This is a genomic window from Variovorax paradoxus (assembly GCF_902712855.1).
Taxonomy (GTDB): Bacteria; Pseudomonadota; Gammaproteobacteria; order Burkholderiales; family Burkholderiaceae_C; genus Variovorax; species Variovorax paradoxus_Q.
Genome location: NZ_LR743507.1, coordinates 2,839,474 through 2,862,952, shown reverse-complemented (window position 1 = coordinate 2,862,952; position 23,479 = coordinate 2,839,474). Strand labels below are relative to the sequence as shown.

Below are 23,479 nucleotides of genomic sequence, written 5' to 3'. Positions count from 1 at the left end.
TGCTTGCCCAGGGCCGGGGGCGTTGTCTGCAGAATAGCGGGCCATGCACGCCAGAAAAACCGCGCAAACCGCGCTCGTGGCCTTCCTTTGCCTCGTCTCCTGCCCTCCTCTTCCCGCTTTTGCAGCCTCCGTTCCGGGCGACCCCGCGCCCGCTGACGCGGCCGATGTGCGCATCGAGTCGCTGCTCTCGCGCATGACCGTCGAGGAAAAAGCCGGCCAGCTCAGCCTCTTCGGGCCCGCGGACATCAACGTCCCCAACAACCCGCAGGCCGGCTGGCGCAACGCGCAGCAGGAGACTGCCGACGTGCGCGCCGGGCGGCTCACGGGGCTGTTCAACAACGCGGGCCTCGAGGGCAAGCGCCGGCTGCAGCAGATCGCGGTGAACGAGTCGCGCCTGGGCATCCCGCTGATCTTCGGCGCCGACGTGATCCACGGCTTTCGCACCATGTTCCCGATGCCGCTGGCCGAAGCCTCGAGCTGGGAGCCCGCGCTGGCCGAGCGCACCGCGCGCGCGGCGGCGGTCGAGGCCACGGCCGACGGCTTCCGCTGGACCTTCGCGCCCATGGTCGACATCGCGCGCGACGCGCGCTGGGGCCGCGGCCTCGAGGGCGTGGGCGAGGATGTGTACCTCGCGAAGCAGTTCGCCGCCGCGCGCGTGCGCGGCTTCCAGGGCCCGGACCTGTCGCGCCCCGATGCCATGCTGGCCACGCCCAAGCACTTCGCCGCCTACGGCGCGGCCGAGGGCGGGCTCGACTACAACGTGAGCGACATCTCCGAGCGCACGCTGCGCGAGGTGTACCTGCCGCCGTTCCGCGCGGCGCTCGATGCCGGCGCACTGTCGGTCATGAGCGCCTTCAACGAGATCGGCGGCGTGCCCTCCACCGCCAACCCCGCGCTGCTGACCGGCGTGCTGCGCGACGAATGGAAGTTCAAGGGCTTCGTGGTGTCCGACTACACCGCCGACGAGGAGCTGGTGGAGCACGGCTATGCCGCCAACCCGCGCGAGGCTGCCAAGCAGGCGTTCATGGCCGGCACCGACGTGAGCATGCAGAGCGGCCTGTACATCCGCTACCTGCCCGACCTCGTGGCCTCCGGCGAAGTGCCCATGGCGCGGCTCGACGAGGCCGTGCGCCGCGTGCTGCACGTGAAGCAGAAGCTCGGCCTGTTCGACGACCCGATGCGCGGCCTCGACGGCCTGCCCGCCGCGCAGCGCGCGGAGAACCCCGAGTTCATCGCACTGGCCCGCGAAGACGCACGCCGCTCCATCGTCATGCTGAAGAACGAGCGCATGCTGCTGCCGCTGCCGAAGGCCGGCACGAAGATCGCGCTGGTCGGTCCGTTCGCCGAAGGCACCATCGACCTGATGGGGGCCTGGAGCCTGTTTCCCGGGCAGTCCGCGCCGGTGGGCATCGACCAGGGCCTGCGCGCCGCGCTCGGCCCCGGCTCGTCGGTGAACGTGGTGCGCGGCTCGGGCATCGAGAGCGCGCTGCCGGGCGGCATCGACGCCGCGGTGGCCGCCGCGAAGGATGCCGACGTGGTGCTGCTGGCCATCGGCGAGAGCCAGAAGATGTCGGGCGAGGCGCGCTCGCGCAGCGACATCGGCATCCCGCAGGCGCAGCAGGACCTGGCCGAGGCGGTGGCCGCCACCGGCAAGCCGGTGGTGGTGCTGCTGAGCAACGGCCGCGCCATGGCGCTGAAGGGGGCGGTGCGCAACGCGCGCGCCATCCTCGTCACCTGGTTCCTCGGCGTGCAGACGGGCAACGCCATCGCCGACGTGGTGTTCGGCGACTTCAACCCCTCGGGGCGCCTGCCCGTGAGCTTTCCGCAGACGGCGGGCCAGGTGCCCTACTACTACGGCCACAAGCGCACCGGCCGGCCCACGCCGGCCAACGCGCCCGAGACGGCCTTCAAAACGCGCTTCGTCGATGCGACCAACGAGGCGCTCTACCCCTTCGGCTTCGGCCTGGGCTACTCGCCGGTGCGCTACGACAGCGTCGAGCTGAGCAGCGAGCGCATGCCGCTGGCAGGCACGCTGCGCGTGCGCGCCACCGTCACCAACACCGGCCAGCGCGACGCCGAGGAAGTGGTGCAGCTCTACATCGCAGAGCGCGCCGCCAGCGTGACGCGGCCGGTGCGCGAGCTCAAGGGCTTCCGGAAGCTCAACATCGCACCGGGCGCGTCGGAGCAGGTCGAGTTCACGCTCACGGCCGACGACCTGCAGTTCATCGGCCGCGACCTGAAGCCGGTGGTCGAGCCGGGCGAGTTCGACCTGTGGGTCGCTCCCTCGGCCGCCAGCGGCATCCGCAAGCACTTCGTGCTGACGCGCGACTGAGCGCGGCCGCCCACCGCCGCGCGTTGCGGTGCGGCGCCGTTCAGTCGAACACGCCGGTCAGCGCCACTCGCGTCACCACGCCGGTGCTGGTGGCGCCCACGCCCAGCGTGACGCTGTAGCGGCCGTCCTGCGAGGTATGGCGCAGCGAGCCGCCCAGCGCGCTTTCGCTGCGGTAGTTGCCCAGGCCGACGGCATAGCTGAGCTTGCCCGGCACCATCGGCGCGGCTTCCATGGCGGCGACGCCCGCGATGCCGGCGTAGGCACGGCGCGCGTTGTCGTCGATCTGGCCCTGCAGCCGTGCGGCCGTGATGTCGGTGTAGGCCTTGCCCAGCGGCAGGCCCTGGGCAGCCACGGTGTCGGTGTAGGCGTTGGCCGTGGCCACGCCGTCCTTCACCATGCCCTGCACCTGGCCGACGTTGGTGGCGTCGGTGGCGGCGTTGCCCGGTGCAACGCCCGTCAGCTGGCGATTGCCCAGCGCCACCTCGCCCACGGACGACTGCACGCCCGCCAGCCCGATGGCCGTGTACGCGGCCTGCGCACCGCGCGTGGTCGCGCTGCCCGCGCCCAGCGCGACGCTGTTGGCATGCGCGGCCGTGGCGTTGCTCCCGAGCGCGATGGCGCTGTCCGCGCTGGCGCGCGACGCGGTGCCCAGCGAGATGCTCTGGCTGGCGTTCACGTACACGCCCGCGTCGTTGCCGATGGCGATGTTGCCGTCGCCGTTCACGTGCTGGCCGGCACCGTTGCCCTGCCCCAGGTTGCCGTTGCCGACCACCGCCTGCCCCGACGCATTGCCGAACGACAGGTTCTGGCTGCCCTGCACGCCGCCGCCGGCCGCCTGGCCCAGCGCGACGTTGTTGTTGCCGGCGACCTGCGCGCCGGCCATCAGCCCGGTGGCCTGGTTGCCCGAGCCGGTCACGCCCGTGCCCGCGCCCTGGCCCGATGCGATGTTGTTGCTGCCGCTCACGTTGCTGCCCGCGCCGTTGCCGTAGGCCTGGTTGGCGTTGCCCGTCACGTTGCTGCCGGCACTGGTGCCGTAGGCCTCGTTGTCGGACCCCGTGACGTGCTGGCCCGCATTGCTGCCGGTGGCGTCGTTGCGGTTGCCGGTGACGAACTGGCCGGCGGCGTAGCCGGTCGAGTTGTTGTAGTCGCCGGTGACGTTCTCGCCCGCACTGCGGCCCATGGTCTGGTTCCAGCCGCCGACCACGTTGGTGCCCGCGTAGTAGCCGATCGCCTGGTTGGCGTTCTTGCCCGACACGTTGGTGCCCGCGCCCTCGCCGATGGCGAGGTTCCAGTTGGTGCTGACGTTGTTGCCCGCGCCGTTGCCCAGGCTCACGTTGTTGCTGCCGACGACGTTCATGCCGGCGTTGGTGCCCATCGCATTGTTGTCGGAGCCCGTCACGCCGCTGCCCGCATGGAAACCCATGGCGTTGTTGTGATCGCCGGTGACGTTGTCGCCCGCGCTGCGGCCGATGGCCTGGTTCCAGCCGCCCTTGACGTTGTCGCCGGCCTGGAAGCCGATGGCCTGGTTGGCGTTGCCGCCGCTCACGCCCACGCCCGCGCCGTCGCCGATGGCCAGGTTGAAATTGGTGCTGACGTTGTTGCCGGTGCCGGTGCCCAGCGCCTGGTTGTTGGTGCCGGTGACGCCGGTGTTGCCGGTGCCCGTGCCGATGCCGAGGTTCGACTTGACCGGGTCCCAGGTGGTGGTCTGGGCGTGGCCGATGCCGGCCGCGGTGCCGAGCGCCGCGGCCAGCCCGAGCAGGGCTGCGCCGCGCCTTGCGCGCTTGTGTTTCATGGTGGTGTCGCGAAGAGGTTGGAACTCAGGCCGCACCGAGGTGCAGCGCCATGGCGGGATCGCTCACGCTCGGCTTGCCGTTCTCCACGCGGCCCGAGAAACGGCGCTCGAAGTTGGCGGCGCTCACGGTGAAGTCGTACCAGTGGCCGGTGTCGCCCAGGGCCCAGTGCAGCATGCCGGTGTCGCCGGCCGCCACATCGAGCGTCCAGGGACCGTCGGTGCGGTAGGCATTGGGCTTGACCGACACGGTGCCGGCCGCGGTGCCGGTGTTGTGCACCTTCACGTAGACGTCGCCCGCGGCCGGGTCGTAGCAGACCTGCACCTCCGGCTTGAAGGCGGCCGCGTCGGCGGCGAGCGCATCGCCCTTGAACACGCGCACGAAGCCGTTGCTGCTGTAGACCCACAGCTCGTACTTGCCGCCGTCGGCGGTGCCTGCGTTCCAGTAGTCGGAGAGCTGCTTGCCGGCCTCGACCGTGTAGCGTCGCGGAATGAGGTCGAGGTGCAGCTTGTCGTAGACATGGAACACCGCGCCCTGCTTGCCGGTGTTCGCGAAGATCAGCTGCACGAGACCGCGCGGCTCCACCCGCGCGCTGGTGTGCAGCTCGTAGGGCAGCGCACGCGAATAGCGCGTGCCCGTCTCCTGGTACAGCGGCTGCACCGTGGCGGGCGCGGTCGTGACCGGCGCCGTGGGCAGCAACCGCTGCTGTGCGTTGATCGCGGCGTAGTTGCTCGTGTCGGGCAGCGAGGGAACCACCGGGTTGTTCGGGTTGACGAAGTCGAAGCACGAGGTGAGGTCGCCGCTGACCGCGCGATGCCACGGGCTGATGGCGTCCACGGTGATGTCGAAGCGCTGCTCCAGGAAGCGCGCCATCGAGGTGTGGTCGAACACCTGCGAGTTGACCCAGCCGCCCTTGCTCCACGGCGACACCACGTACATCGGCACGCGCGAACTCAGGCCCCAGGGGCGGATCTTGCCGGTGGTGGTGTCGGCGGCGCTCAGGTAGCTGCCCACCGATGCGTCGAAGTACTCGCCATCCAGCGGCACGGTCGACTTGCCCATCAGGTTGCCGCTGGCGTCATAGGACGGCACCGCCGGCATGGCCGCGTGGTCGAAGAAGCCGTCGTTCTCGTCGAAGGTCACGAACAGCGCCGTCTTGCTCCACACCGCCGGGTTGGCCGTGAGCGCGCCCAGCACGTCGGAGATGAAGTCCGCCGCGCCCGCCACGCCTTCGCTGCTGCCGGGATGCTCGGCCAGTGCCTGCGTGGGCAGCACCCACGAGACCTGCGGCAGCGTGTCGTTCAGCACGTCCTGCCGGAGCTGCGCGAGGAAGTTGACGGCGCCGTCGGCCGCCGCGGGGCCGCCCGTCAGGCCGTGCTCGTAGATCGGCGAACCCGGCTGCGCGGTGCGGAAGCTCTCGAAGGCCAGGCAGCCGTTCATGGCGCCCGTCCAGTTGTTGTTCATGTTCTGGTAGATGTGCCAGCTGATGCCGGCCTTCTGCAGCACGTCGGGCAGCGTGTCCCACTTGAACGAGTTGTTGACGTACTTGTAGTTGTAGGCACCCGAGACCGGGTCCTTCTGGCCGGTGCCGTCCGCCTGCTGCGCCCTGCCTGCGACCCAGTTCGACGGGCTGGGCCAGCAGCGCGAGTTGACGGGCTCGGAATCGGTGTCCGTGCTGTTGATGCCCTTCTTGCGCAGCTCCGGGTTGAAGTTGGAGCCCGACCAGAAGACGATGCGGTTCGGGTCGGTGCCGGTGAGGATGGAGCAGTGGTAGCCGTCGCAGAGCGTGAAGGCATCGGCCAGCGCGAACTGGAACGGGATGTCGTCGCGCAGGTAGTAGCCCATCGTCACCTGGTTCTTGAACTGGATCCAGCGGTCCATCTTTCCCTGGTTCCATGCCGCCTGCTGGTCGGGGAAGTTGTGCGGTGCGCCCGAGCCGATCAGCGCATTGCTGACCCGGGAATCGCGGCGGAAGGGCTGGATGTCCTGGCCGCCCGCCGGATTCGCCTGGAAGAACACCGGCTTGCCGCTGGCCAGCGGGATCGGGAAGCGGTCGCCGAAGCCGCGCACGCCGCGCAGGGTGCCGAAGTAGTGGTCGAAGCTGCGGTTCTCCTGCATCAGGATCACGATGTGCTTAATGTCCTTGATGGTGCCGGTGTCGACGGCCGCCTCGACCGCGAGGGCCTTGCGGATCACGGGCGGCAGCATGCTGAGGGCCGAGGCCGCGCCGACGGCGCCGGCCGACTTGCGGAAGAAATCGCGACGGTTGGTGTGGTTCATTGGAATGCTTTCAACGCGAGGACTGGACGGTGAGGAAATGGAGGACGTATCGATGGGGCTGCAGTGCGTTCCGGATGCGGATCAGGGCGCGCACTTCAGTGCCGGCACCGCCGGCTGGTCGGGCTGCTGCGGCGCGGTGGCCGGCGGCGTGGTGCCGGTGGGCGGCAGCATCGGCAGGCCGCCACCGCCACCGCCGCCGCCACCACCGCAGGCGGCGAGGCTCAGGCACAGGAGGACGCCGGCCGCAGCCTTTGCGGCGAAGCCATTCCGGGAGGCACGTGGAGTCATGACAATTTCCTTTGATCGAAGAGAAGACGTGGGACGAACGACGGGCGAAGCGGGGCCGCGCAGTCCCCTCGGGGTTGCGCCGGCCGGCAGGAGAAACGAAGAATGCGGCGCGCCCGGCAGCCCGTCGTGCGGGCGCTTCGGCGCGGAGAGATCAGGGCTCAGGCATAGCGGCTGCGCAGGCGGGCTGCGAGGCGGTCGAGCACCAGCACGGTGAGGAAGATCGCGATCAGGATCGTCCCGACGTGCGCGTAGTTGTACATGTCGTACCGGCCCTTGAGTTCCTGGCCGATGCCGCCCGCGCCCACCAGGCCCACCACGGTGGCCATGCGCACGTTGCGGTCGAGCACGTACAGCGTGTAGGCGATGAACTGCGGCATCACCTGCGGCAGCACCGCGAAGCGCATCACCTTGAGCTTGTTGGCGCCGATGGCACGCAGCGCCTCCTGCGGCTTGTCGTCGGCGGTCTCGATGTCCTCCGCGTAGAACTTGCCCAGGAAACCCGCCGAGTGCAGTGCGAGCGCCAGCACGCCGGCAATGGGGCCGAAGCCGTAGGCCAGCACCAGGAACAGCGCGCTCACCAGCTCGGGCACCGCGCGGAACATGCCGACGATGCCGCGCGCCAGCCCGTACGCGGCACGGTTCGGCGTGTAGTTGCGCGCGCTGAACCAGGCCAGCGGCACGCTCAGCACGATGGCCAGCAGCGTGGCCCAGATGGCGATCTCGAAGGTCTCGAGCATCTTCACCGCCACGTGCCACAGGTAGCCCAGCGGCTCCACCAGCAGCTCGCGCGTGTCGACCACCTCTTCCATCTGCAGCGTCTGCGGGTTGAGCTTGGGCTCGCGCACCTCGACGGTTTCCAGGTGCGAGAACCACGGCAGGCGGTTGCGGTCGAAGTCCTCGATGCGCGCGGTCTCGGTGCGCTCAGAAATCTGCGGCGGAAAGAGCGAGCGCGCGATCGTGCCCAGGCCAGACAGCACCTGCGACTGCTCCCGCAGCCCCACCGCCGCGAGCACGCCTTCGCCGGTCAGCGAGAGCATGCGGCCCATCTCGACGCGCTGGCCGGCGAAGAAGCCGATCACCAGCACCGCGAGCAGCACCGCCAGGCTGCGCGCGCCGTAGGGACGCGGCAGGTTCCATGCGGAAGCCGGGCGGCTCATGGCGCAAGCTCCAGCACGCCGGTGTGCAGCGGCAGCACGGCCTCGGGCTCGGTCCCGTGGACCTCGGGGCGTCCGGGTGCCGCCGCAGCGGGCGCGCGGCCGTAGATCGCATCGAAGACCGTCGGATCGAAGGCGCCGGGCGCGCCGTCGAACACCACCTCACCGTGGCGCAGCGCGACGATGCGGTCCGCGAACTCGCAGGCCAGCTCGATCTGGTGCAGGCTGCACAGCACCGTGGTGCCGCGCTCGCGCGCCTGCGTGCGCAGGAGCGCGAGCACGTCGTGGCTGGTGCGCGGGTCGAGGCTGGCCACGGGCTCGTCGGCCAGCACCAGCGGCGGGTCGAGCATGAAGGCGCGCGCGATGCCCACGCGCTGCTGCTGCCCGCCCGACAGCTCGCTCACGCGGCGCAGCAGGTGCTGCTCCTGCAAGCCCACCGATTCGACGAGCTCGCAGGCCTTGCGCCGCGCAACGTCGCTGAAGAGGCCCAGCAGCGCGCGCCAGGTCGGCATGCCCGGCAACGCGCCCGCGAGCACGTTCTGGGCGACGGTGGAGCGCAGCACGAGGTTGAACTGCTGGTGGATCATGCCGATGCGCGGCCGGATGCGCGACAGCGAATCGGCCGCGATGCGCACGCCCTCGACCTGCACCGTGCCCTGCGTGGGCTTCACCAGGCCGTTGGCCATGCGCAGCAGCGTCGACTTGCCTGCGCCCGACGAGCCCAGCACCACGCAGAACTGGCCCGCGGGCACCTGAAGTGAGACACCGCCGAGCGCCTGCGTGCCGTCGGCATAGCGCATGGCGACCGATTCGAACTTCAGCATGGCGTGCGTGCTCAGCGCTGTGCGGCCTTGGCCAGGATGCGGCCCTTGACCTCGTCGGTGAGCAGCCCCAGCTTCTCGGCGGCGACGTTGAACTCGTCTTCCGAGAACCTGGTGTCGTAGCCGTCGATCTTGCCGCCGCCGTAACCCCGGATCATGTCGGGCGTGACGCCGGGCGCCTTGTTCACGGTCTGGAAGGCGTCCTTCAGCTTCGCCTTCAGCGGCTCGGGCAGCTTCGAGTTCAGCGCCAGCGGCGGGTAGGGAATGGCCATGCTTTTGGCAATGACCTTCACCGTCTTCGGATCGACGGCGCCCTGCTTCACGGCCTTCTCGTACGAATCGAACGAGAGCGAGGCCACGTCGACCTGGTCCTGCACCAGCGCGGCCAGGCTGCTGGCGTGGCTGCCGGTCATGCGGATGGCCGAGAGGTCCTTCGCCGGGTCCATGCCGGCGTCCATCAGCATCGCGACCTGGAAGGTGAAGCTCGAGGCCGAGTTGACGTCGCCGAAGGCCACGCGCTTGCCCTTCACGTCGTTGATGCCGGCGATCGGCGCGTTGGCCTTGGCGAACATGCCGGCGTAGTACACCGAGGCGCCCTTCTCCACGCCCACGGCCAGCAGCTGCGCGCAGCCGCGCTTGTGGGCCTGCACATACGAGACGGGGCCGAAGAAGGCGATGTCCGCGAGCTGGTTGCACATGCCCTCGACCACGGCGCCGTACGACTGGCCGACCTTCAGGTCGAAGTTGAGGCCCGTGGTGCGCGTGATGGCGTTGAACACCGGCGCGTAGTCGGCCTTGGTGCCCGACTCGGTGCCGCCGTCGGCCGGGATCAGCAGCACGCGCAGCGGATGTTCGCGCGACCCGTCGGCCACTGCCTGGGCGTGCGCCGGAAGCGAGAGTGCGGCGGCCAGCGACACGGCGGCTGCAGCAAGGGCGAGGAGCTTGTTCTTCATGGGGTCGGTTCCTTCGTTCGAAACGATGTTGGAGGGCGATGTTCGGGAGTCGATGCCCGGAACTTTAGAAACCAAAGATGACAAGCAAATGAAATTTGCTCATTTCAAAATCAACAAATCACTGAGCAATCTTCAATACAATCCGCCGCCATGAGCACGAACCACAAGACACCGGCGGTCACCGACGCCCGCCTGGCGCGGGCCCGCCATCTGCTCGTCGACCTCGACGGCACGCTGGTGCGCCAGCAGGAAGCCATTGCCGGCGCGGCCGAGCTGCTGAAGCATTTCGAAGGCCGCTACGCCATCGTCTCGAACAACTCCACCCACACTGCGCCGGGCCTGGCGCAACGGCTGCGCCGCCTCGGGCTGCGCGTGCCCGCGGAGCGCATCGTGCTGGCCGGAGAGCTGGCCGTGCGCCAGCTGGTGAGCGAGCAGCCCGGCGCGCGCGTGATGATGGTCGCGAGCCCTGCGCTGCAGCGCTATGCGCGCTCGCTGGGTTGCGACCTCGTGCAGTCCGGCGCCGACTTTGTGCTGCTCGCGCTCGACATGCAGTTCAGCCACGCGCGCCTTGCGCTGGCGGTGAACGAACTGCTGCGCGGCGCGCAGCTCGTGGCGAGCAATGCGGACGCCACCCATCCCGGCCCGCACGGACGCGTCGTGCCCGAGACCGGCGCGCTGCTGGCGGCCGTGGTGGCGGCCAGCGGCGTGCGGCCGTTGCGCGTCACGGGCAAGCCCGCGCCGCTGCTCTTCGAGGAAGGCCTGCGCTGCCTGGGCGCACGTGCCGAAGACACCGTGGTGGTGGGCGACAACCCGCTCACCGATGCCGAGGGCGCCGGGCGGCTGGGCATGGCCTGCGTGCTGGTGGGCCAGGCACCGGGTGCGGTGGCGCCGTCGGTGGCCGGGCTGTTCGCGTCTTCCGGTCCCGCGCAACCCGTGGAGGAGACCGCTCAGTACCGCTTGAGCGAAAGCACGTCGAAGGTCTGGCGCAGCGTGCGCACCGAGGTGTCGTAGTCCGACAGTGCGAGGCAGGCGATCAGCGCATCGATGATCGCCAGCTGCGCGAGCCGGCTCGTCATCGCCTCGGTGCGGAAGTTGGTCTCGCGCGCCATCGTGAACAGCAGCACGTCGGCGAAGGCCTGCAGCGGCGACTTGCCGAAGTTCGTGATGCACACCGTGGCGGCGCCCGCCTCCTTCGCGAGGCGCGTGGCCGTCACCGTCTCGTGCGTGCTGCCCGAGTGCGAGATGGTCAGCACCGCCGTGCGCGCGTCGGTCAGCGAGGCGCTGATGGCCTGCACGTGCGAGTCGACCACCACCTTGGCGTTCAGCCCGATGCGAAGCATGCGGTAGTGCGCGTCCTCGGCGATGGTGGCCGAGCTGCCGATGCCGTAGATCTCGATGCGCTCGGCCTTGCGGAACAGCTTCACCGCGCGCTCCATCGCCTTCGCGTCGAGCGTGGACTCGGTGTCGTGCAGCGTCTGCACGTTGCTCTGGAAGATCTTGCGGATCACCGCCGTCGTGTTGTCCTGCGGGTCGAGGTCTTCGTGGATGAACTGCACCGGCCGCACCAGCTCCTGCGCCAGCGCGATCTTGATCTGCTGGAAGCCGGTGGCGCCGAGGTTCTTGCACAGGCCGACGATGCTGCCCTCGCTCGACCCGGTGCGCTCGGCCACTTCGCTGACCGACATGTGCACCACCTCGCGCGGGTTCTTCACGATGAAGTCGGCGATGCGCTGGCCCACCGGGCCGAGCGAGGACCACAGCGTCTGGATGCGCGCGAGCACCGAGGAGACCTGGGCGTCGGGCGCCTCTGCAGCGGGTGCGCCGGATGCTGCGACGGGCGTCTTGCCGGCGGCTGCAGAAGCCTTGCCGCCGGCGGCTTTGGGAGTGCTGTTGCGCTTCATGGCCCGCGAGCTTACCCGCCCTCGATGGCGGTTTGATGCATCGCGGCGCCGCGCCGCAGCCCGCGTGCGTCTACTCGCCGCTGGCGCCGGACGGCAGGCTCGCCGACGCCACCGGCGGTGCGACCTGCGACTCGAGCACCTCGGTCGGATGCATCGCGTTGTTGGCGCGCACCGCTTCGGCCTGCACCTGCGCACGGTCCGCGCCGGACACCGGCTTGGCAACCTGCGATTCGAGCACTTCGGTCGGATGCATCGCCGTGTTGGCTTGCATTGCATCCGCTTCCACCGCGTCGCGCGACATGGTCGAGTGCGAGATCTGCGGATAGTCCGGATCGCCACGGCCGCCCGCGTGCGCGAACGAAGCCAGCGCCAGCATGGGCACGGTGGCGATGCAGAGGGTTGCCGAACGGAACTTCATGGCTGTCTCCTTGTGTGTGATGGTTTCTTCACTTTAGGACGCGGCACTTACCGGCCCGTGAGAGTTCGCTTACGCACGCGTGAGAGTCGGCTTATGCAGCGGTGAGAGGGCGCGAACGGCCTGCTGTCGAAGGCCTATATTCGGTCGATCCAAGTCCGCAGAAACAGGAGAGCCCCGCACCGATGAGCCGATACACCCTGACCGAAGTCGTGCCTGCCATCCCCGATGGCCTGCGCCGCCGCTTCCTGCTGGCCGATCGCAGGCAGACCGGGCGCGTGGCCGTGCTGGTGGTCGCCTTCGACGGCGACTACCCCGACGGCAGCCTCGGCAACGGCCATGGCGCCTTCATCGCGACGAGCGCACTGCAGGGCCTGCATGCCTTCGAACCCGACTGCGTGGTGCTCGACTTCCGCGGCATGAGCTACCGCTGGGGCAACACGCTGCTGCGCGTCTTCCAGGACATCTCGCAGTTCATGGACTCGGGCATCGAGCCCGGCGGCGTGCCGTTTCCGGTGGTGGCCGTCACATCGGAAAGATCGCGGGCGGCTTTCCTGAGCCTCGTCACGCCCGGCGGCGGTCCCGCGCCGTCCTGGCACTTCGACGACATCGATGCCGCCATTGCCCATGGCGCATCGAAGGCGAAGGAATGGCTCGAGTCCTGACGGGCCGCACACATCGCACACATCGCACACATCACACACATCACACGAACCGCACGCATGACCACGACGGCCCTTCCCCTCGACCGCCGCATCGAGCTCGTGTCCGACACGCTCGTCAACAGCTTCCGCTTCCACGCCAGCGGCAAGGTCGCCGCAACGATCGGCATGAAGGACGGCCCGCTCGCCGCACCGTTGTTCGACTACCGCGTGGTGTCGCAAGACAGCATCGAGATCGTCGGCCTCGACGGGCGCATCGAGAGCTGGACCGGCATCCGCATCGAAGGCGACCTGCTCCATGTGGAGCGCGACGGCCAGTGGGCCGTCTTCACCATCGGAAAGACTGCCCCATGAAAGTCAGACGCATCGTTGCCAACATCGCCGCTCCCGACCTGGCGCGCGCCGCGCTCTTCTACAAGGACGCGCTCGGGCTCGAACTGCTCATGGACCACGGCTGGATCCAGACCTACGGCACGCAGGCCGAGATGACGGTGCAGCTCAGCGTGGCGTCGGAAGGCGGTTCCGGCACGCCGGTGCCCGATCTGTCCATCGAGGTGGACGACGTCGACACGGCCTTCGAGCGGCTGAAGACCGCGGGCTTCGCCATCGAGTACGGACCGGTCGACGAGCCCTGGGGCGTGCGCCGCTTCTACGTGCGCGATCCGTTCGGCAAGCTGGTCAACATCCTCGCGCACGCCTGAGCACGTTGCGCCGGATCAGTCGGCGCCGTGGAACACGCTGTCGTCGGGGCCGATGTGCGAGGGCGGCGTCCATGCGGCGTCGCGCATCGAACGGCTCACGAGCTTGTCGACGCCCAGCAGCGTGGCGAAGATCGCCATTCGCACCGGAATGCCGTTGTCGGTCTGGCGGAAGATGGCCAGGCGCGGGTCGTTGTTGAGGTCGACGCTCAGGTCGTGCGAACCGGGGCGGCCGTCGCGCGGCAGCGGGTGCATCACCACCACCTCGGGCTTGCAGTCCGACTCGATCAGCGCGCGGTTGATCTCGAAGGCGTTGTCGAAGCCTTCGAGCACTTCGTCGTTCGCAAAGCGTTCCTTCTGGATGCGCGTGGCATAGATGATGTCCGCGCCGGCCAGCGCGCGCGCGGGCGTTGCCGCAGTCTCGACCACGTGGCCGTTGCGGCTCACGGCCTCGACGATCTCCGCCGGCATGGCGAGCGAAGGCGGCGAGACCAGCGTGAACTTCATGCCTTTGTAGAGCGCCAGCAGCTTGATCAGCGAATGCACCGTGCGGCCGTATTTCAGGTCGCCCACCATCGCGATGTGCGCGCCGTCCACCAGCTTGCCCAGCCGCGAGAACTCGCGCTGGATGGTGTACAGGTCGAGCAGCGCCTGGCTCGGGTGCTCGCCCGGCCCGTCCCCGCCGTTGATGACCGGCACGTTGGTGGCGCGCGCGAACTCGGCCACCGAGCCCTGCTCCGGATGCCGCACCACGATGGCGTCGACATAGCCGCTGATGACGCGGCTGGTGTCGTAGATCGACTCGCCCTTGGCCATCGAGGAAAAGGTGAAGCCCGTGGTGTCGCACACCGAGCCGCCGAGTCGGCAGAATGCCGCGCCGAAACTCACGCGGGTGCGCGTGCTGGCCTCGAAGAACAGGTTGGCCAGCACGGCGCCCTCGAGCACGCGGCTGACCTTGCGGCGGCGCGCGATGGGCTGCATGACGTCGGCCAGCTGGAACAGCTCGTCGATCGCGTCCCGGTTGAACTGGCTCACCGACAGCAGGTGGTGCGAGCCGTCCACGGCCGTGGCCTTGCGCAGAGCGCCTCCATGTGCGCTTTGCGTATATTCACCGCGCCGACCATCGGACGCCATGATTTCGCTCACGAAGCGCCGGGCCACTTCGGGCATGGCCCTGAATTCGTTGGATTCGTCGGGCAGCAGCCAGGCGTCGAGCGCCCTTCTTCGGCTGCCGATGCGCTCGGCGAAAGCGTCGCGCGTCATGTTGAGCTGACGCATCGCGTCGCGGAGGAGCACCTGTTGCGGCATGGAAGTCATAGGCCGCGAATATATACTCAATGCGTATATTTCGAAAGTGCCGTGGCTGCGGCCATGAAAAAACGGGCCCAAGGGCCCGTTGCTTTCTGCTGGTGCAGTGACTTACAAGCCGGCCTGGCGCGTGAACGACACGCTGGGCTTCTTGTAGGCTTGCGGCACTTCGTCGCGATAGAACGCGCGGCGGTCGAGGCTGGCCAGCGGGTCATGTGCCTTGGCGACGGCTTCGGCCTGCACGGTGGCGCGGTTGGCGGTCGAGGTGAAGCTTTGGGCTCCGGCAGCGGCAGCTTCGCTGTATTCGTTGCCGGCACGTGCGGCGGCCGCGCCTTGCGGTGCCACTTCGGCACGCGAGACCGACGAATTCACGGTGTGCACGCCGTCATAGGTTTCTGCGTGGGCTCCGGCAGCAGCCAGGAGCGAGAGAGCAGCAGCAGCGAGGATCTTCGAGGCATTCATTTCAATCTCCTTCAGGTGTTTGGTTGGTGAGGAGAAGTTTGCGGCCGCGGACGCACAAAAAACCGCGGCAAAAAGAACCGCGGCGTTCACGGTATTGAAACAATGCCGCCCTTGAAAATCGAAAGGGTCAATAGGGATTGCACCGAAGAACAGGGGCTGTGGCAGCCCGACGGAACGCATCGAGGGAATCGCCGCCTGCGCCCGGACGGTATGTACCCCGTGCGGGGTAACCGCCACCGCAGCACATGGTTTTACGTCTTCAACAGTTTGGTTGCGTTCAGAATGAACCAGCCATTGGAGACACAGATGCTCTCGACCCTGCTGCAGTTCCTGCCGCGCGAAAGCGCCTACCGGCGCAAGTTTCTCAACAACACCGACGAGAACCTCTTCATGGGTTCGTTCGACAGCTTCGCAGCCGCGGAGGCCGGCGCGCCGCCGAGCAAGGCCGTGGGCTATGCCAACGCCGATGCCGGCGAGCTCTACAGCCCGCAGATCTACTTCTACGACTACCCCGGCCTGTTCTGGCTCGGCCGCTCCATCGACGCGGGAATGACGCGCGTGTTCGACCTGGGCGGGCACGTCGGCATCAAGTACTACGCCTTCCGCCGCGTGCTGAGCTACCCCGAAGACCTGCACTGGACCGTGTGCGACGTGCCCGGCGTGGTCGACAGCGGGCGCGCCATGGCGATCAAGCGCGAGGCCACCGCGCAGCTCGACTTCACGACCGACTACCGCGATGCGAGCGGCTGCGACGTGCTGTACGCCTCGGGCAGCCTGCAGTACCTGCCCACGCGAATGGAGGAGATCCTGTCGGCGCTGCATGTGAAGCCGAAGCGGATCATCATGAACACCACCGCCGTGCACCCGGAGCGCACCATCTTCACGCTCAACAGCATCGGCGTGGCGGTGTGCCCGTACCGCATCCAGCACCACGACGACCTGCTGGCCGAGCTCGCGCGCGCCGGCTACAAGAAGCGCGACGTGTGGCGCAACGAAGGCAAGCCGATCGAGGTGCCCTTCGTCGCTGGCGGCGACAAGCCCTACTACGCAGGCTGCTGCTTCGACCTCGCGGCCTGAACCGGCCGAGGCCGGCCGCCCGGCGCACGACGGCGTGCCTCGCGTGTCCGCCACGAGGGAAAACGAAAGGCTTCGGTACTAACCCCGAATTTCCTGAGGGCTGAATGACAGCCCCGCTCCTACGATGGACCTTTGCCAAGGAGACATCCGATGAAGCCCCTTCTCGCACTCACCCGCCGCGCCGCCCTGCCCCTGCTCGCCGCGCTGGCGCTCGCCGGCTGCGGCGGCCTCGGCACCCCGAACGGCGGCATGCCTGCGGCCGCATCGGACGATATCCACGTCATGACATCGGGCGGCTTCACGGCCGCCTACAACGACCTGCGTCCGGCATTCGAGCGCAGCAGCGGCCGCACGGTGAAGACGGCCTATGGCGCGTCGATGGGCAATGCCACCGACTCGATCCCGAGCCGGCTCGCGCGCAACGAGCCGGCCGACGTGGTGATCCTGGCGCGGCCCGCGCTCGACGCGCTGGTCGCGCAGGGCAAGGTGGTGCCCGGCAGCCAGGTCGACCTCGTGCGCTCGAGCATCGGCTTCGCGGTGCGCAAGGGCTCGCCCAGGCCCGACATCGGCACGGTCGACGCGCTCAGGCGCACGCTGCTCGCCGCACCGTCGATCGCCTACTCGGCCAGTGCCAGCGGCACCTATTACGAGACCGAGCTGCTTCGCAAGCTCGGCATCGAGGAGCAGGTCAAGCCCAGGAGCAAGCGCATCCTGAGCGAACGCGTCGGCGCGGTGGTGGCGCGCGGCGACGCGGCGCTCGGGCTGCAGCAGGTGAGCGAGCTGCTGCCGATCGCGGGTATCGACTACATCGGCCCGCTGCCCGCCGAGGTGCAGCAGGTGACGGTGTTCTCCGCAGGCATCGCCACCGGCTCGAAGCAGCCCGACGCGGCACGACAGCTGATCCGCTACCTGAACTCCCCCGCCGCGGCACCGGGCATCGCGAAGACCGGCCTCGAGCCGCTGCCGGCACGCTGAAGGCGCGCTACAGGGTCCACCCGTCGCGCCGGAAGAACTCCACCAGCGCATTGCCGACCTTGAACGGCTGGTCGCCGTCGATCAGGTGGCCTGCATCGGGCACGAGCTCCACACGCACGTGCGGCGCGTGCGCCCTCACGCGGGCCCAGGCGTGCGTCGGGTCGTACAGCGCCTCGTCGCCGCCGAGCAGCATGAGCGTGTCCTTCGGCAGCACACGCAGGTCGTCGTCGCTCATGCGGCCGGATGGCCGCGGGTGGCCGCGCTGGCAGCGCGCGCGCACCAGCAGGTCGTCGAACGCCCAGGCCGGCGGCGGCGGTACCACCGGCGAGGAAAGCATGCCGCGCAGGCCGCGCACGGTGCGCTCGTTCGGCAAGAGGGCCGCCAGGCCCGCACGGACAAGGTAGCCGACGCCGGGCGACTCGATGTTGGGCGGCGCCAGCAGCGCGAGCTTCGAGGCGCGGCGCGAACTCTGGCGCAGGTAGGCCGCTGCGAGCCAGCCGCCGAACGAGACGCCGCAAAGACCCACCTTCGGCCGTCCGAGACCGATGAGGACGTCGTCCAGCCAGTTGCAGTACGCGTCCTCGGACGAAGGCCGGCGCCCCTCGCTGCGGCCGGCGTCGCCGATGACGTCGACCGCATAGACCTGCAGCGAGGCGGCGAGCCGTTCGATGACGTGGATCCACGCCGTCGAGTTCGCGCCGCCGGCATGCAGCAGCACCACGGGCGGCGCATAGGCCGGCCCGCAGGCCAGCACGTGCGCGCGGCCGCAGCGCGTTTCCACATAGCGGCTGTCGTACGGCACGGGCCAGCGCGCGAGCACGCGGGCATACGAATCCAGCAGCGAGGAATGGGCTTCCGGCGAGCGGAAATGCCCGGCGAAGAGACGTGCTTCGAAAGGGCTCATCGGCAGTGCGTTCTTTTGCGACACCCGCCATGGTGAGCCGCCTGCCTGAAGGTCTGCTGAAGATCCGGAAGGCCCCGGTGCAGGAGGCTCCCGGCGTCTTCTGGCACCTCGCCGCTACCGGCTCTCGATGAGCTGCTTCACGCGCCTTGCCAGCACGTCCATCTCGAAGGGCTTGGTCATCACGTGCATGCCGCGGTCGAGGTGGCCATGGCTGAGCACCGCGTTCTCGGCATAGCCGGTGATGAACAGCACCTTGAGGTCGGGGCGCGCAGTGCGCGCGGCGTCGGCCACCTGGCGGCCGTTCATGCCGCCGGGCAGGCCCACGTCGCTCACCAGCAGGTCGATGCGCTGGCGCGGCGTCTGCAGGATGCGCAGCGCCTCGGCGCCGTCGCCGGCCTCCAGCGTGGCGTAGCCCAGGCCCTGCATCACCTCGACGATGATCATCCGCAGCGCCGGCTCGTCGTCCACCACCAGCACGGTATCGCCCTGGTCGGCGCGCGGCGCGAGCACGGCCTCGGCAGGCGCGGAGGCGGCTTCCTCCTGCATGTCGTGACGCGGCAGGTAGATGCTCACCGAGGTGCCCTTGCCCACCTCGGAGTAGATGCGCACCTGTCCGCCCGACTGCTTGGCGAAACCGTAGATCATCGACAGGCCCAGTCCCGTGCCCATGCCGATCGGCTTGGTGGTGAAGAACGGGTCGAAGGCGCGCGCCACCACTTCGGGCGGCATGCCCACGCCGTTGTCGCTGACGGTGAGCGACACGTACTGCCCCATGGGCAGGTCGCGCCCGCGCGAGGCGCGCGCATCGATCCAGCGGTTGGCCGTCTCGATGACCAGCTTGCCGCCCTCGGGCATGGCGTCGCGCGCATTGATGCACAGGTTCAGCAGCGCGTTCTCGAGCTGTCCCGGGTCGGCGTGCACGTTCCACAGGCCCACGGCGGCCACGTTCTCCAGCGCGATGTGCGGGCCCAGCGTGCGGCGCAGCAGCTCTTCCATGTCGGTGACGAGCCGGTTGGCATTCAGCGGCTTGGGCTCGAGTGTCTGCCGCCGCGAGAAGGCCAGCAGGCGGTGCGTGAGCGAGGCCGCGCGCTTGACCGCGCCCTGCGCCACGCCGATGTAGCGCTCCATGTCGGTCGGACGGCCTTCGAGGCCGCGGCGACGCATGAGTTCGAGGCTGCCGCTGATGGCGGCCAGCAGGTTGTTGAAGTCGTGCGCGAGCCCGCCGGTGAGCTGGCCCACGGCTTCGAGTTTCTGGCTCTGGCGCAGCTGCTCGCGCGCCGCCTCGAGCTCGGCCGCGCGCTCCTTCTGTTCGGTGATGTCGCGCGCGGCCGCGTACAGCAGCCCGTTGTCGGGCACCGCGGTCCACGAGAGCCACCGGTAACCGCCCGCCTTGGTGCGGTAGCGGTTCTCGAAATCGATGGTGCGCGCCCCGCCGGCGAGCCGGACCAGCTCGGCCTCGGTCGTTTCGCGATCGTCGGGATGCAGCAGTTCGCGGAACGGCGTGGCGCAGACCTCGTCGGCGCTCCATCCCAGCACGGTCTGCCAGGCGGGATTGACGCTGACGAAGCGGCCGTCGTGCGTGGCCACGCCCAGCAGGTCCTGGCTCAGCGCCCAGGTGCGGTCGCGCTCCTGGGTCCGCGCGCGCACCTGCTGCTCCAGCGACGCGGCGAACGCCATCAGTTCGATCTGCGCCTCGCGCCGCGCGATGGCCGAGCGCACGCGGTCGCCGACCTCGCGCACGAAGTCGAGTTCGTCGCGCAGCCAGGGCCGCGCCTGCCCATGGTTCAGGTAGAGCAGCCCCACCAGCCCGCCGCGTTCGGTGAGCGGCATGTTCAGCACGGCGCGCGCGGTGATGGCGTCGAGCGCATCGGCGTTGTCGCGTGTGCGCGGGTCGGTGCGCGCATCGGCGAAGGCCACGGTCACGCCGCGGCGCAGGTCCTCGATATAGGAGCCATAGTCGCGGAAGTGCAGCACACCCGCCAGGCTCGCGATGCCGGGCGCGGTCCAGTCGCGGTCGATCGCGATGGTCTCGGCCGCGGTGTCGACCAGGCCGTAGCCGGCGCGGTCGACGCACAACTGCAGCCCCAGCATCTCGGACGCGGCATAGGCGATGTCCGTCGGCTCGTCCATGTCGCGGATGCGGTCGCCCAGCTCCATCAGCGCCAGGCGCCTTGCCTCGGCCCGCATGATGGACGTGTTCGCCGCGCTCAGGCGCTGTTCCGCCAGTGCCTTGGCGCGGCGGTCGGCGGCCTCGTTGAGCGCGCGCTCCACCACCACCGGCAACCGCGCGAGGCGGCCCTTGCTCACGTAGTCGGTGGCGCCGCTCTTCAGCAGCTCGACCGCGTTGTCCTCGCCGATCACGCCGGACACGAAGATGAAAGGCGTGTCGGGCACCGTGGCGCGGGCCAGTTCGAGTGCGTGCGCGCCCGAGAAGCCCGGGAGCTCGAAGTCGGACAAGATCAGTGCATAGGGCTGCTCGGCCAGCGCGCCGGTGAAGCCGGCCTCGTCGCGCACCACGCGCGGCCGGGCCGTCGGCAAGGCGAGCGCCAGCGCTTCGAGCAGCAGCTCGACGTCGAAGCGCGAGTCTTCGAGGATCAGCACGTCCAGCGGCGGTGCGTGCACGGCCGTCGCAGCGACTGTGACGCCCGCGTCACTCATGCTTGCGCGCCGCCTTCAGCGAGCCGGGCGGCGGCTCGTTGAGCACCGCCCAGAAGACACCGAGCTCGGCAATGGCCGAGACGAAGCGATCGAACGCCACGGGCTTGACCACGTAGGCGTTCACGCCGAGTTCATAGCTGCGCAGCACGTCCGATTCTTCCTGCGACGAGGTGAGCATCACCACCGGGATGCTGCGCAGCGCCGCGTCGCCGCGCACCTCCTGCAGCACCTCCAGGCCGGTGACCTTGGGCAGCTTGAGGTCGAGCAGGATCACGGCCGGGTTTCCCTCGTCGCGCTCGGCGTACTCGCCCTGCCGGTGCAGGTATTCGAGGGCCTGCGCGCCGTCGCGCAGCACCACCACTTCATTGGCAAGCTGGCTGCGCTCCAGCGCAATCAGGGTGAGTTCCAGGTCGCGCTTGTCGTCTTCGACAAGCAGGATCGGCTTAAGCATGTCCTTCTCCGTTCGCAGCCGGCGCCGCCGCCGCTGCCTGTTCAGGGTCCCACCGCGGGAGGATGAAGCCGAAGCACGCGCCGGCATCCACCTCTCCCACGGCCCGGACCGTGCCGCCATGACGCTCCACGATCCGCTTCACATTGGCCAGGCCGATGCCCGTGCCTTCGAATTCTTCCGCCTGGTGCAGCCGCTGGAACACGCCGAACAGCTTGTCCGCGTACTTCATCTGGAAGCCGACACCGTTGTCCTGCACCTCGAGCCCGTCGCCGAGCGCGTCGTGCGCGGCGCGCACCGCGATGCGCGCGGGGTGGCGCGTGCGCGAGTACTTGACCGCGTTGGCCAGCAGGTTGCGCACCGCCACCTGCAGCAGCAGCGGGTCGGCATACAGCGTCGGCAGCGCCGCGTCGATCTGCCACTCGATGTCGCGCTGCGGCTCCAGCCGCATGAGTTCGCGCACCAGCCCGTCGACCAGCGAGGCGGTGTCGACCGGCCGCTGCTTCAGAGCGGCGCGGCCCATGCGCGAGAAGTCGAGCAGCGCGTCGACCATCTGTCCGGCAAACGCCGCGGCATCCTTGACGTGCCCCAGGTAGCGGTGGGCCCGCTCGCTGAGTTGCCGGCCCTCGGTCTGCGCCACCAGGTCGACGTAGCCCGCGATGTGGCGCATGGGCGCGCGCAGGTCGTGCGACACGGTGTACGAGAACGCCTCGAGCTCCTTGTTGGCCCGGCCCAGCTCGGTGGCCACGGCCGCGAGCTCCTCGGCACGGCGCAGCACCACGCCGATCAGCGCCTGGCGGAGTTCGGACGCAGCGCCGGCCTCGGCGGCCGACCAAGGCAGCGACCGGCCCCGGATGTGCTCGACCCAGCTCGTGAAGCTCAGCCGCGGGTGCATGCGCCCGCCGTGCGCGCTCATCGGCTTGTGCGGATCGCCCGCCCAGCGCACGGTGCGCACGATCTCCGGCCGGAACCACAGGATCAGGTGGCGGTGCACCTGAGAGATGGAAATGGCGAGCACGCCTGCCGCCGTGCCGGCGAAGGCTTCCGCCGGCGCGAAATGCGCCGCCAGCGCGTCGCTGTCGTACACCTCCACGCCCAGCCCGGCGATCCAGCTCGCAAGGTCCTGCACCTGCGCGCGCTCGGGCACATCGCCCACGCTCCATACCTCGTCGTCGAGCACCACGGCGGCGCCGGTGGCACGCATCACGCGCAGCATCAGCGAGGCTTCGGACACCAGGTGCTGCAAGGTGGCGTCGCTTTCGGCCAGGTGCGAGACGATCTGCAGCGTGAGCTGGCGCAGCTCGAGCCGTTCGGCCACCTCGCCATTGGTCTCCTTCGACTGGATCTGCAGCGACAGCAGCTGCCCGAGGTGCTCGCAGGCCAGCCGCGTGCCGGTGTCGAGGAAACGCGGCGCGTGGTCGTGGCACGAGATGAGCCCCCAGAGCCGGCCGTCGATCACGATCGACACCGACATGGACGCCAGCGTGCCCATGTTGCGCATGTACTCCAGGTGGATCGGCGAGACGCTGCGCAACTGCGCCTGCGACAGGTCGATGTCGGATGCGGTGAGCGCCGCATCGGCGGCACGCAGGCGCACCGGCTGGTAGTTGGCGTCGGCAATCAGCCGGAAGTGGTTGACCAGGTAGAGCGCACGCGCCTGCTGCGGGATGTCGGAGGCCGGGAAGTGATGGCCGATGTAGCTGTCGTAGCCGGGCTCGATCTCCTCGGCCAGCACCTCGCCGTGTCCGGCCTCGTCGAAGCGGTAGACCAGGCAGCGTCCGAATCCGGTGAGCCGCTTCATCTCGCGCGCCGCGAGCGCCGCCAGCCGCACCAGGGTGTCGGCCTCCTGCAGTTGCGGGAGGAAGACCCGGCCGAGCGTGTAGATGGGCGCCTCGTTGCCGGCGGGCGGCAGGGCCGCCTCGAACTCGACGATCAGGTGGCGCTCGCTGCGATGTGCAGAGGCGTCGAACAGCTCGCCGCCCACCTCCACCGTGCCCAGCGAGACCGGCGAGCCGCCGGGCAGCAGCACCGGCATGCGCCGCGCGCCGAGAAGGGCCGGCATGGCGTTGAGATGCGCGTCCGGCCAGTTGTCGCTCCAGGCCACGAGCGCGAGCGATTCGGGCTCCAGCACCAGCAGACGGCCGTGCGGCTGGATCGAGCCGGGCACGCGGATCGGTTCGAGGTCGCAGGAGGACAGGTCGACCTGGGGCGGCTCGATGACCCGGGATTCGGCAATGGTCGCTGTGGTCGCGATGGGCATGGGCACGGTCAATCGGCGCGGCGGTGTCCGCGCGGGTTCATCGGAAGGTGGGTCGGATCGATCATGCCTGTGGGTCGCGGGGCGTTTCGTCGG

At 69.3% G+C, this 23,479-nt stretch carries 21 protein-coding genes; 7 read left to right on the top strand and 14 right to left on the bottom strand.

The features are described 5' to 3' along the window. Window positions 1-43 precede the first annotated feature (43 nt). Window positions 44-2,332, top strand: coding sequence for a glycoside hydrolase family 3 N-terminal domain-containing protein (locus AACL56_RS13095; protein ID WP_339090247.1), 2,289 nt, complete (start codon window positions 44-46; stop codon window positions 2,330-2,332). A gap of 40 nt (window positions 2,333-2,372) precedes the next feature. On the opposite strand, the gene AACL56_RS13090 is transcribed toward AACL56_RS13095, so the two are convergent. The 6 genes from AACL56_RS13090 to AACL56_RS13065 all read right to left on the bottom strand — a co-directional run bounded on the left by AACL56_RS13090 (window position 2,373) and on the right by AACL56_RS13065 (window position 9,618). Further along, entirely contained in the window at window positions 2,373-4,124 is a 1,752-nt protein-coding gene (locus tag AACL56_RS13090; RefSeq protein WP_339090246.1) for a YadA family autotransporter adhesin, read from the bottom strand. 25 nt (window positions 4,125-4,149) lie between these two features. Then, a complete protein-coding gene (locus tag AACL56_RS13085) occupies window positions 4,150-6,402 on the bottom strand; it encodes a phosphocholine-specific phospholipase C (protein ID WP_339090245.1) in 2,253 nt (750 codons plus the stop codon). Window positions 6,403-6,483: 81 nt separating this feature from the next. Next, complete coding sequence (locus tag AACL56_RS13080; protein WP_339090244.1) at window positions 6,484-6,690, bottom strand: hypothetical protein; 207 nt, start codon at window positions 6,688-6,690, stop codon at window positions 6,484-6,486. Between the two features lie 158 nt (window positions 6,691-6,848). Continuing rightward, a complete protein-coding gene (gene phnE / locus AACL56_RS13075; protein ID WP_339090243.1) occupies window positions 6,849-7,847 on the bottom strand; it encodes a phosphonate ABC transporter, permease protein PhnE in 999 nt (332 codons plus the stop codon). Next, a complete protein-coding gene (phnC, locus tag AACL56_RS13070; protein ID WP_339090242.1) occupies window positions 7,844-8,668 on the bottom strand; it encodes a phosphonate ABC transporter ATP-binding protein in 825 nt (274 codons plus the stop codon). Before phnC ends, phnE begins: the two co-directional genes overlap by 4 nt. Window positions 8,669-8,679: 11 nt before the next feature. Then, window positions 8,680-9,618 carry a phosphate/phosphite/phosphonate ABC transporter substrate-binding protein gene (locus tag AACL56_RS13065; protein WP_339090241.1) on the bottom strand — a complete coding sequence of 313 codons (939 nt, stop codon included), beginning with the start codon at window positions 9,616-9,618 and terminating at the stop codon, window positions 8,680-8,682. 150 nt (window positions 9,619-9,768) lie between these two features. Here AACL56_RS13065 and AACL56_RS13060 point away from each other — a divergent pair, with 150 nt between their 5' ends. Further along, on the top strand, window positions 9,769-10,629 hold the full coding sequence (locus tag AACL56_RS13060; RefSeq protein WP_339090240.1) for an HAD-IIA family hydrolase: 861 nt from the start codon (window positions 9,769-9,771) through the stop codon (window positions 10,627-10,629). Here the strand turns inward: AACL56_RS13060 and AACL56_RS13055 are convergent. Further along, window positions 10,566-11,519 carry a MurR/RpiR family transcriptional regulator gene (locus AACL56_RS13055; RefSeq protein WP_339090239.1) on the bottom strand — a complete coding sequence of 318 codons (954 nt, stop codon included), beginning with the start codon at window positions 11,517-11,519 and terminating at the stop codon, window positions 10,566-10,568. The two genes, AACL56_RS13060 and AACL56_RS13055, sit on opposite strands and share 64 nt — an antisense overlap. A 70-nt stretch (window positions 11,520-11,589) precedes the next feature. Next, entirely contained in the window at window positions 11,590-11,937 is a 348-nt protein-coding gene (locus AACL56_RS13050; RefSeq protein WP_339090238.1) for a hypothetical protein, read from the bottom strand. 182 nt (window positions 11,938-12,119) lie between these two features. Here AACL56_RS13050 and AACL56_RS13045 point away from each other — a divergent pair, with 182 nt between their 5' ends. The 3 genes from AACL56_RS13045 to AACL56_RS13035 are packed head-to-tail and all read left to right on the top strand — an operon-like array spanning window position 12,120 to window position 13,297. Then, the gene (locus AACL56_RS13045; protein ID WP_339090237.1) at window positions 12,120-12,599 is read left to right on the top strand and encodes a hypothetical protein; all 480 of its coding nucleotides are present in this window, start codon (window positions 12,120-12,122) and stop codon (window positions 12,597-12,599) included. A 57-nt stretch (window positions 12,600-12,656) separates the two neighbouring features. Continuing rightward, window positions 12,657-12,950, top strand: a complete 294-nt coding sequence (locus AACL56_RS13040) for a hypothetical protein (RefSeq protein ID WP_339090236.1) — start codon at window positions 12,657-12,659, stop codon at window positions 12,948-12,950. Beyond that, on the top strand, window positions 12,947-13,297 hold the full coding sequence (locus AACL56_RS13035) for a VOC family protein (protein WP_339090235.1): 351 nt from the start codon (window positions 12,947-12,949) through the stop codon (window positions 13,295-13,297). Before AACL56_RS13040 ends, AACL56_RS13035 begins: the two co-directional genes overlap by 4 nt. 15 nt (window positions 13,298-13,312) lie before the next feature. Here AACL56_RS13035 and AACL56_RS13030 read toward each other — a convergent pair whose 3' ends face one another. Continuing rightward, entirely contained in the window at window positions 13,313-14,611 is a 1,299-nt protein-coding gene (locus AACL56_RS13030) for an aspartate carbamoyltransferase (protein WP_339090234.1), read from the bottom strand. A 102-nt stretch (window positions 14,612-14,713) separates the two neighbouring features. Continuing rightward, window positions 14,714-15,064, bottom strand: coding sequence for an alpha/beta hydrolase (locus AACL56_RS13025; RefSeq protein WP_339092865.1), 351 nt, complete (start codon window positions 15,062-15,064; stop codon window positions 14,714-14,716). Between the two features lie 306 nt (window positions 15,065-15,370). Between AACL56_RS13025 and AACL56_RS13020 the strand changes: the two genes are divergently transcribed. Beyond that, entirely contained in the window at window positions 15,371-16,141 is a 771-nt protein-coding gene (locus AACL56_RS13020; RefSeq protein WP_339090233.1) for a TIGR04325 family methyltransferase, read from the top strand. Between the two features lie 150 nt (window positions 16,142-16,291). Further along, window positions 16,292-17,116: a substrate-binding domain-containing protein gene (locus AACL56_RS13015; protein WP_339090232.1), complete on the top strand. Its 825-nt coding sequence runs from the start codon at window positions 16,292-16,294 to the stop codon at window positions 17,114-17,116. Window positions 17,117-17,123: 7 nt separating this feature from the next. On the opposite strand, the gene AACL56_RS13010 is transcribed toward AACL56_RS13015, so the two are convergent. From AACL56_RS13010 to AACL56_RS12995, 4 genes are all read right to left on the bottom strand, one after another. Next, on the bottom strand, window positions 17,124-18,020 hold the full coding sequence (locus AACL56_RS13010) for an alpha/beta fold hydrolase (protein WP_339090231.1): 897 nt from the start codon (window positions 18,018-18,020) through the stop codon (window positions 17,124-17,126). A 114-nt stretch (window positions 18,021-18,134) separates the two neighbouring features. After that, window positions 18,135-20,678, bottom strand: a complete 2,544-nt coding sequence (locus AACL56_RS13005; protein ID WP_339090230.1) for a response regulator — start codon at window positions 20,676-20,678, stop codon at window positions 18,135-18,137. Further along, on the bottom strand, window positions 20,671-21,129 hold the full coding sequence (locus AACL56_RS13000; protein ID WP_339090229.1) for a response regulator: 459 nt from the start codon (window positions 21,127-21,129) through the stop codon (window positions 20,671-20,673). The genes AACL56_RS13005 and AACL56_RS13000 overlap by 8 nt, the downstream gene beginning before the upstream one ends. Further along, a complete protein-coding gene (locus AACL56_RS12995) occupies window positions 21,122-23,386 on the bottom strand; it encodes an ATP-binding protein (protein ID WP_339090228.1) in 2,265 nt (754 codons plus the stop codon). The genes AACL56_RS13000 and AACL56_RS12995 overlap by 8 nt, the downstream gene beginning before the upstream one ends. Window positions 23,387-23,479: the final 93 nt, after the last annotated feature.

Excerpts from the sequence above, each read along its gene's own strand:
- phnC (WP_339090242.1), bottom strand. The coding sequence starts at position 8,668 with ATGCTGAAGTTCGAATCGGTCGCCATGCGCTATGCCGACGGCACGCAG.
- AACL56_RS13020 (WP_339090233.1), top strand. The coding sequence starts at position 15,371 with ATGCTCTCGACCCTGCTGCAGTTCCTGCCGCGCGAAAGCGCCTACCGG.
- AACL56_RS13060 (WP_339090240.1), top strand. The coding sequence starts at position 9,769 with ATGAGCACGAACCACAAGACACCGGCGGTCACCGACGCCCGCCTGGCG.
- AACL56_RS13000 (WP_339090229.1), bottom strand. The coding sequence starts at position 21,129 with ATGCTTAAGCCGATCCTGCTTGTCGAAGACGACAAGCGCGACCTGGAA.
- AACL56_RS13095 (WP_339090247.1), top strand. The coding sequence starts at position 44 with ATGCACGCCAGAAAAACCGCGCAAACCGCGCTCGTGGCCTTCCTTTGC.
- phnE (WP_339090243.1), bottom strand. The coding sequence starts at position 7,847 with ATGAGCCGCCCGGCTTCCGCATGGAACCTGCCGCGTCCCTACGGCGCG.
- AACL56_RS13040 (WP_339090236.1), top strand. The coding sequence starts at position 12,657 with ATGACCACGACGGCCCTTCCCCTCGACCGCCGCATCGAGCTCGTGTCC.
- AACL56_RS13005 (WP_339090230.1), bottom strand. The coding sequence starts at position 20,678 with ATGAGTGACGCGGGCGTCACAGTCGCTGCGACGGCCGTGCACGCACCG.
- AACL56_RS12995 (WP_339090228.1), bottom strand. The coding sequence starts at position 23,386 with ATGCCCATCGCGACCACAGCGACCATTGCCGAATCCCGGGTCATCGAG.
- AACL56_RS13015 (WP_339090232.1), top strand. The coding sequence starts at position 16,292 with ATGAAGCCCCTTCTCGCACTCACCCGCCGCGCCGCCCTGCCCCTGCTC.
- AACL56_RS13085 (WP_339090245.1), bottom strand. The coding sequence starts at position 6,402 with ATGAACCACACCAACCGTCGCGATTTCTTCCGCAAGTCGGCCGGCGCC.
- AACL56_RS13090 (WP_339090246.1), bottom strand. The coding sequence starts at position 4,124 with ATGAAACACAAGCGCGCAAGGCGCGGCGCAGCCCTGCTCGGGCTGGCC.
- AACL56_RS13080 (WP_339090244.1), bottom strand. The coding sequence starts at position 6,690 with ATGACTCCACGTGCCTCCCGGAATGGCTTCGCCGCAAAGGCTGCGGCC.
- AACL56_RS13010 (WP_339090231.1), bottom strand. The coding sequence starts at position 18,020 with ATGAGCCCTTTCGAAGCACGTCTCTTCGCCGGGCATTTCCGCTCGCCG.
- AACL56_RS13050 (WP_339090238.1), bottom strand. The coding sequence starts at position 11,937 with ATGAAGTTCCGTTCGGCAACCCTCTGCATCGCCACCGTGCCCATGCTG.
- AACL56_RS13025 (WP_339092865.1), bottom strand. The coding sequence starts at position 15,064 with ATGAATGCCTCGAAGATCCTCGCTGCTGCTGCTCTCTCGCTCCTGGCT.
- AACL56_RS13035 (WP_339090235.1), top strand. The coding sequence starts at position 12,947 with ATGAAAGTCAGACGCATCGTTGCCAACATCGCCGCTCCCGACCTGGCG.
- AACL56_RS13045 (WP_339090237.1), top strand. The coding sequence starts at position 12,120 with ATGAGCCGATACACCCTGACCGAAGTCGTGCCTGCCATCCCCGATGGC.
- AACL56_RS13065 (WP_339090241.1), bottom strand. The coding sequence starts at position 9,618 with ATGAAGAACAAGCTCCTCGCCCTTGCTGCAGCCGCCGTGTCGCTGGCC.
- AACL56_RS13030 (WP_339090234.1), bottom strand. The coding sequence starts at position 14,611 with ATGACTTCCATGCCGCAACAGGTGCTCCTCCGCGACGCGATGCGTCAG.
- AACL56_RS13055 (WP_339090239.1), bottom strand. The coding sequence starts at position 11,519 with ATGAAGCGCAACAGCACTCCCAAAGCCGCCGGCGGCAAGGCTTCTGCA.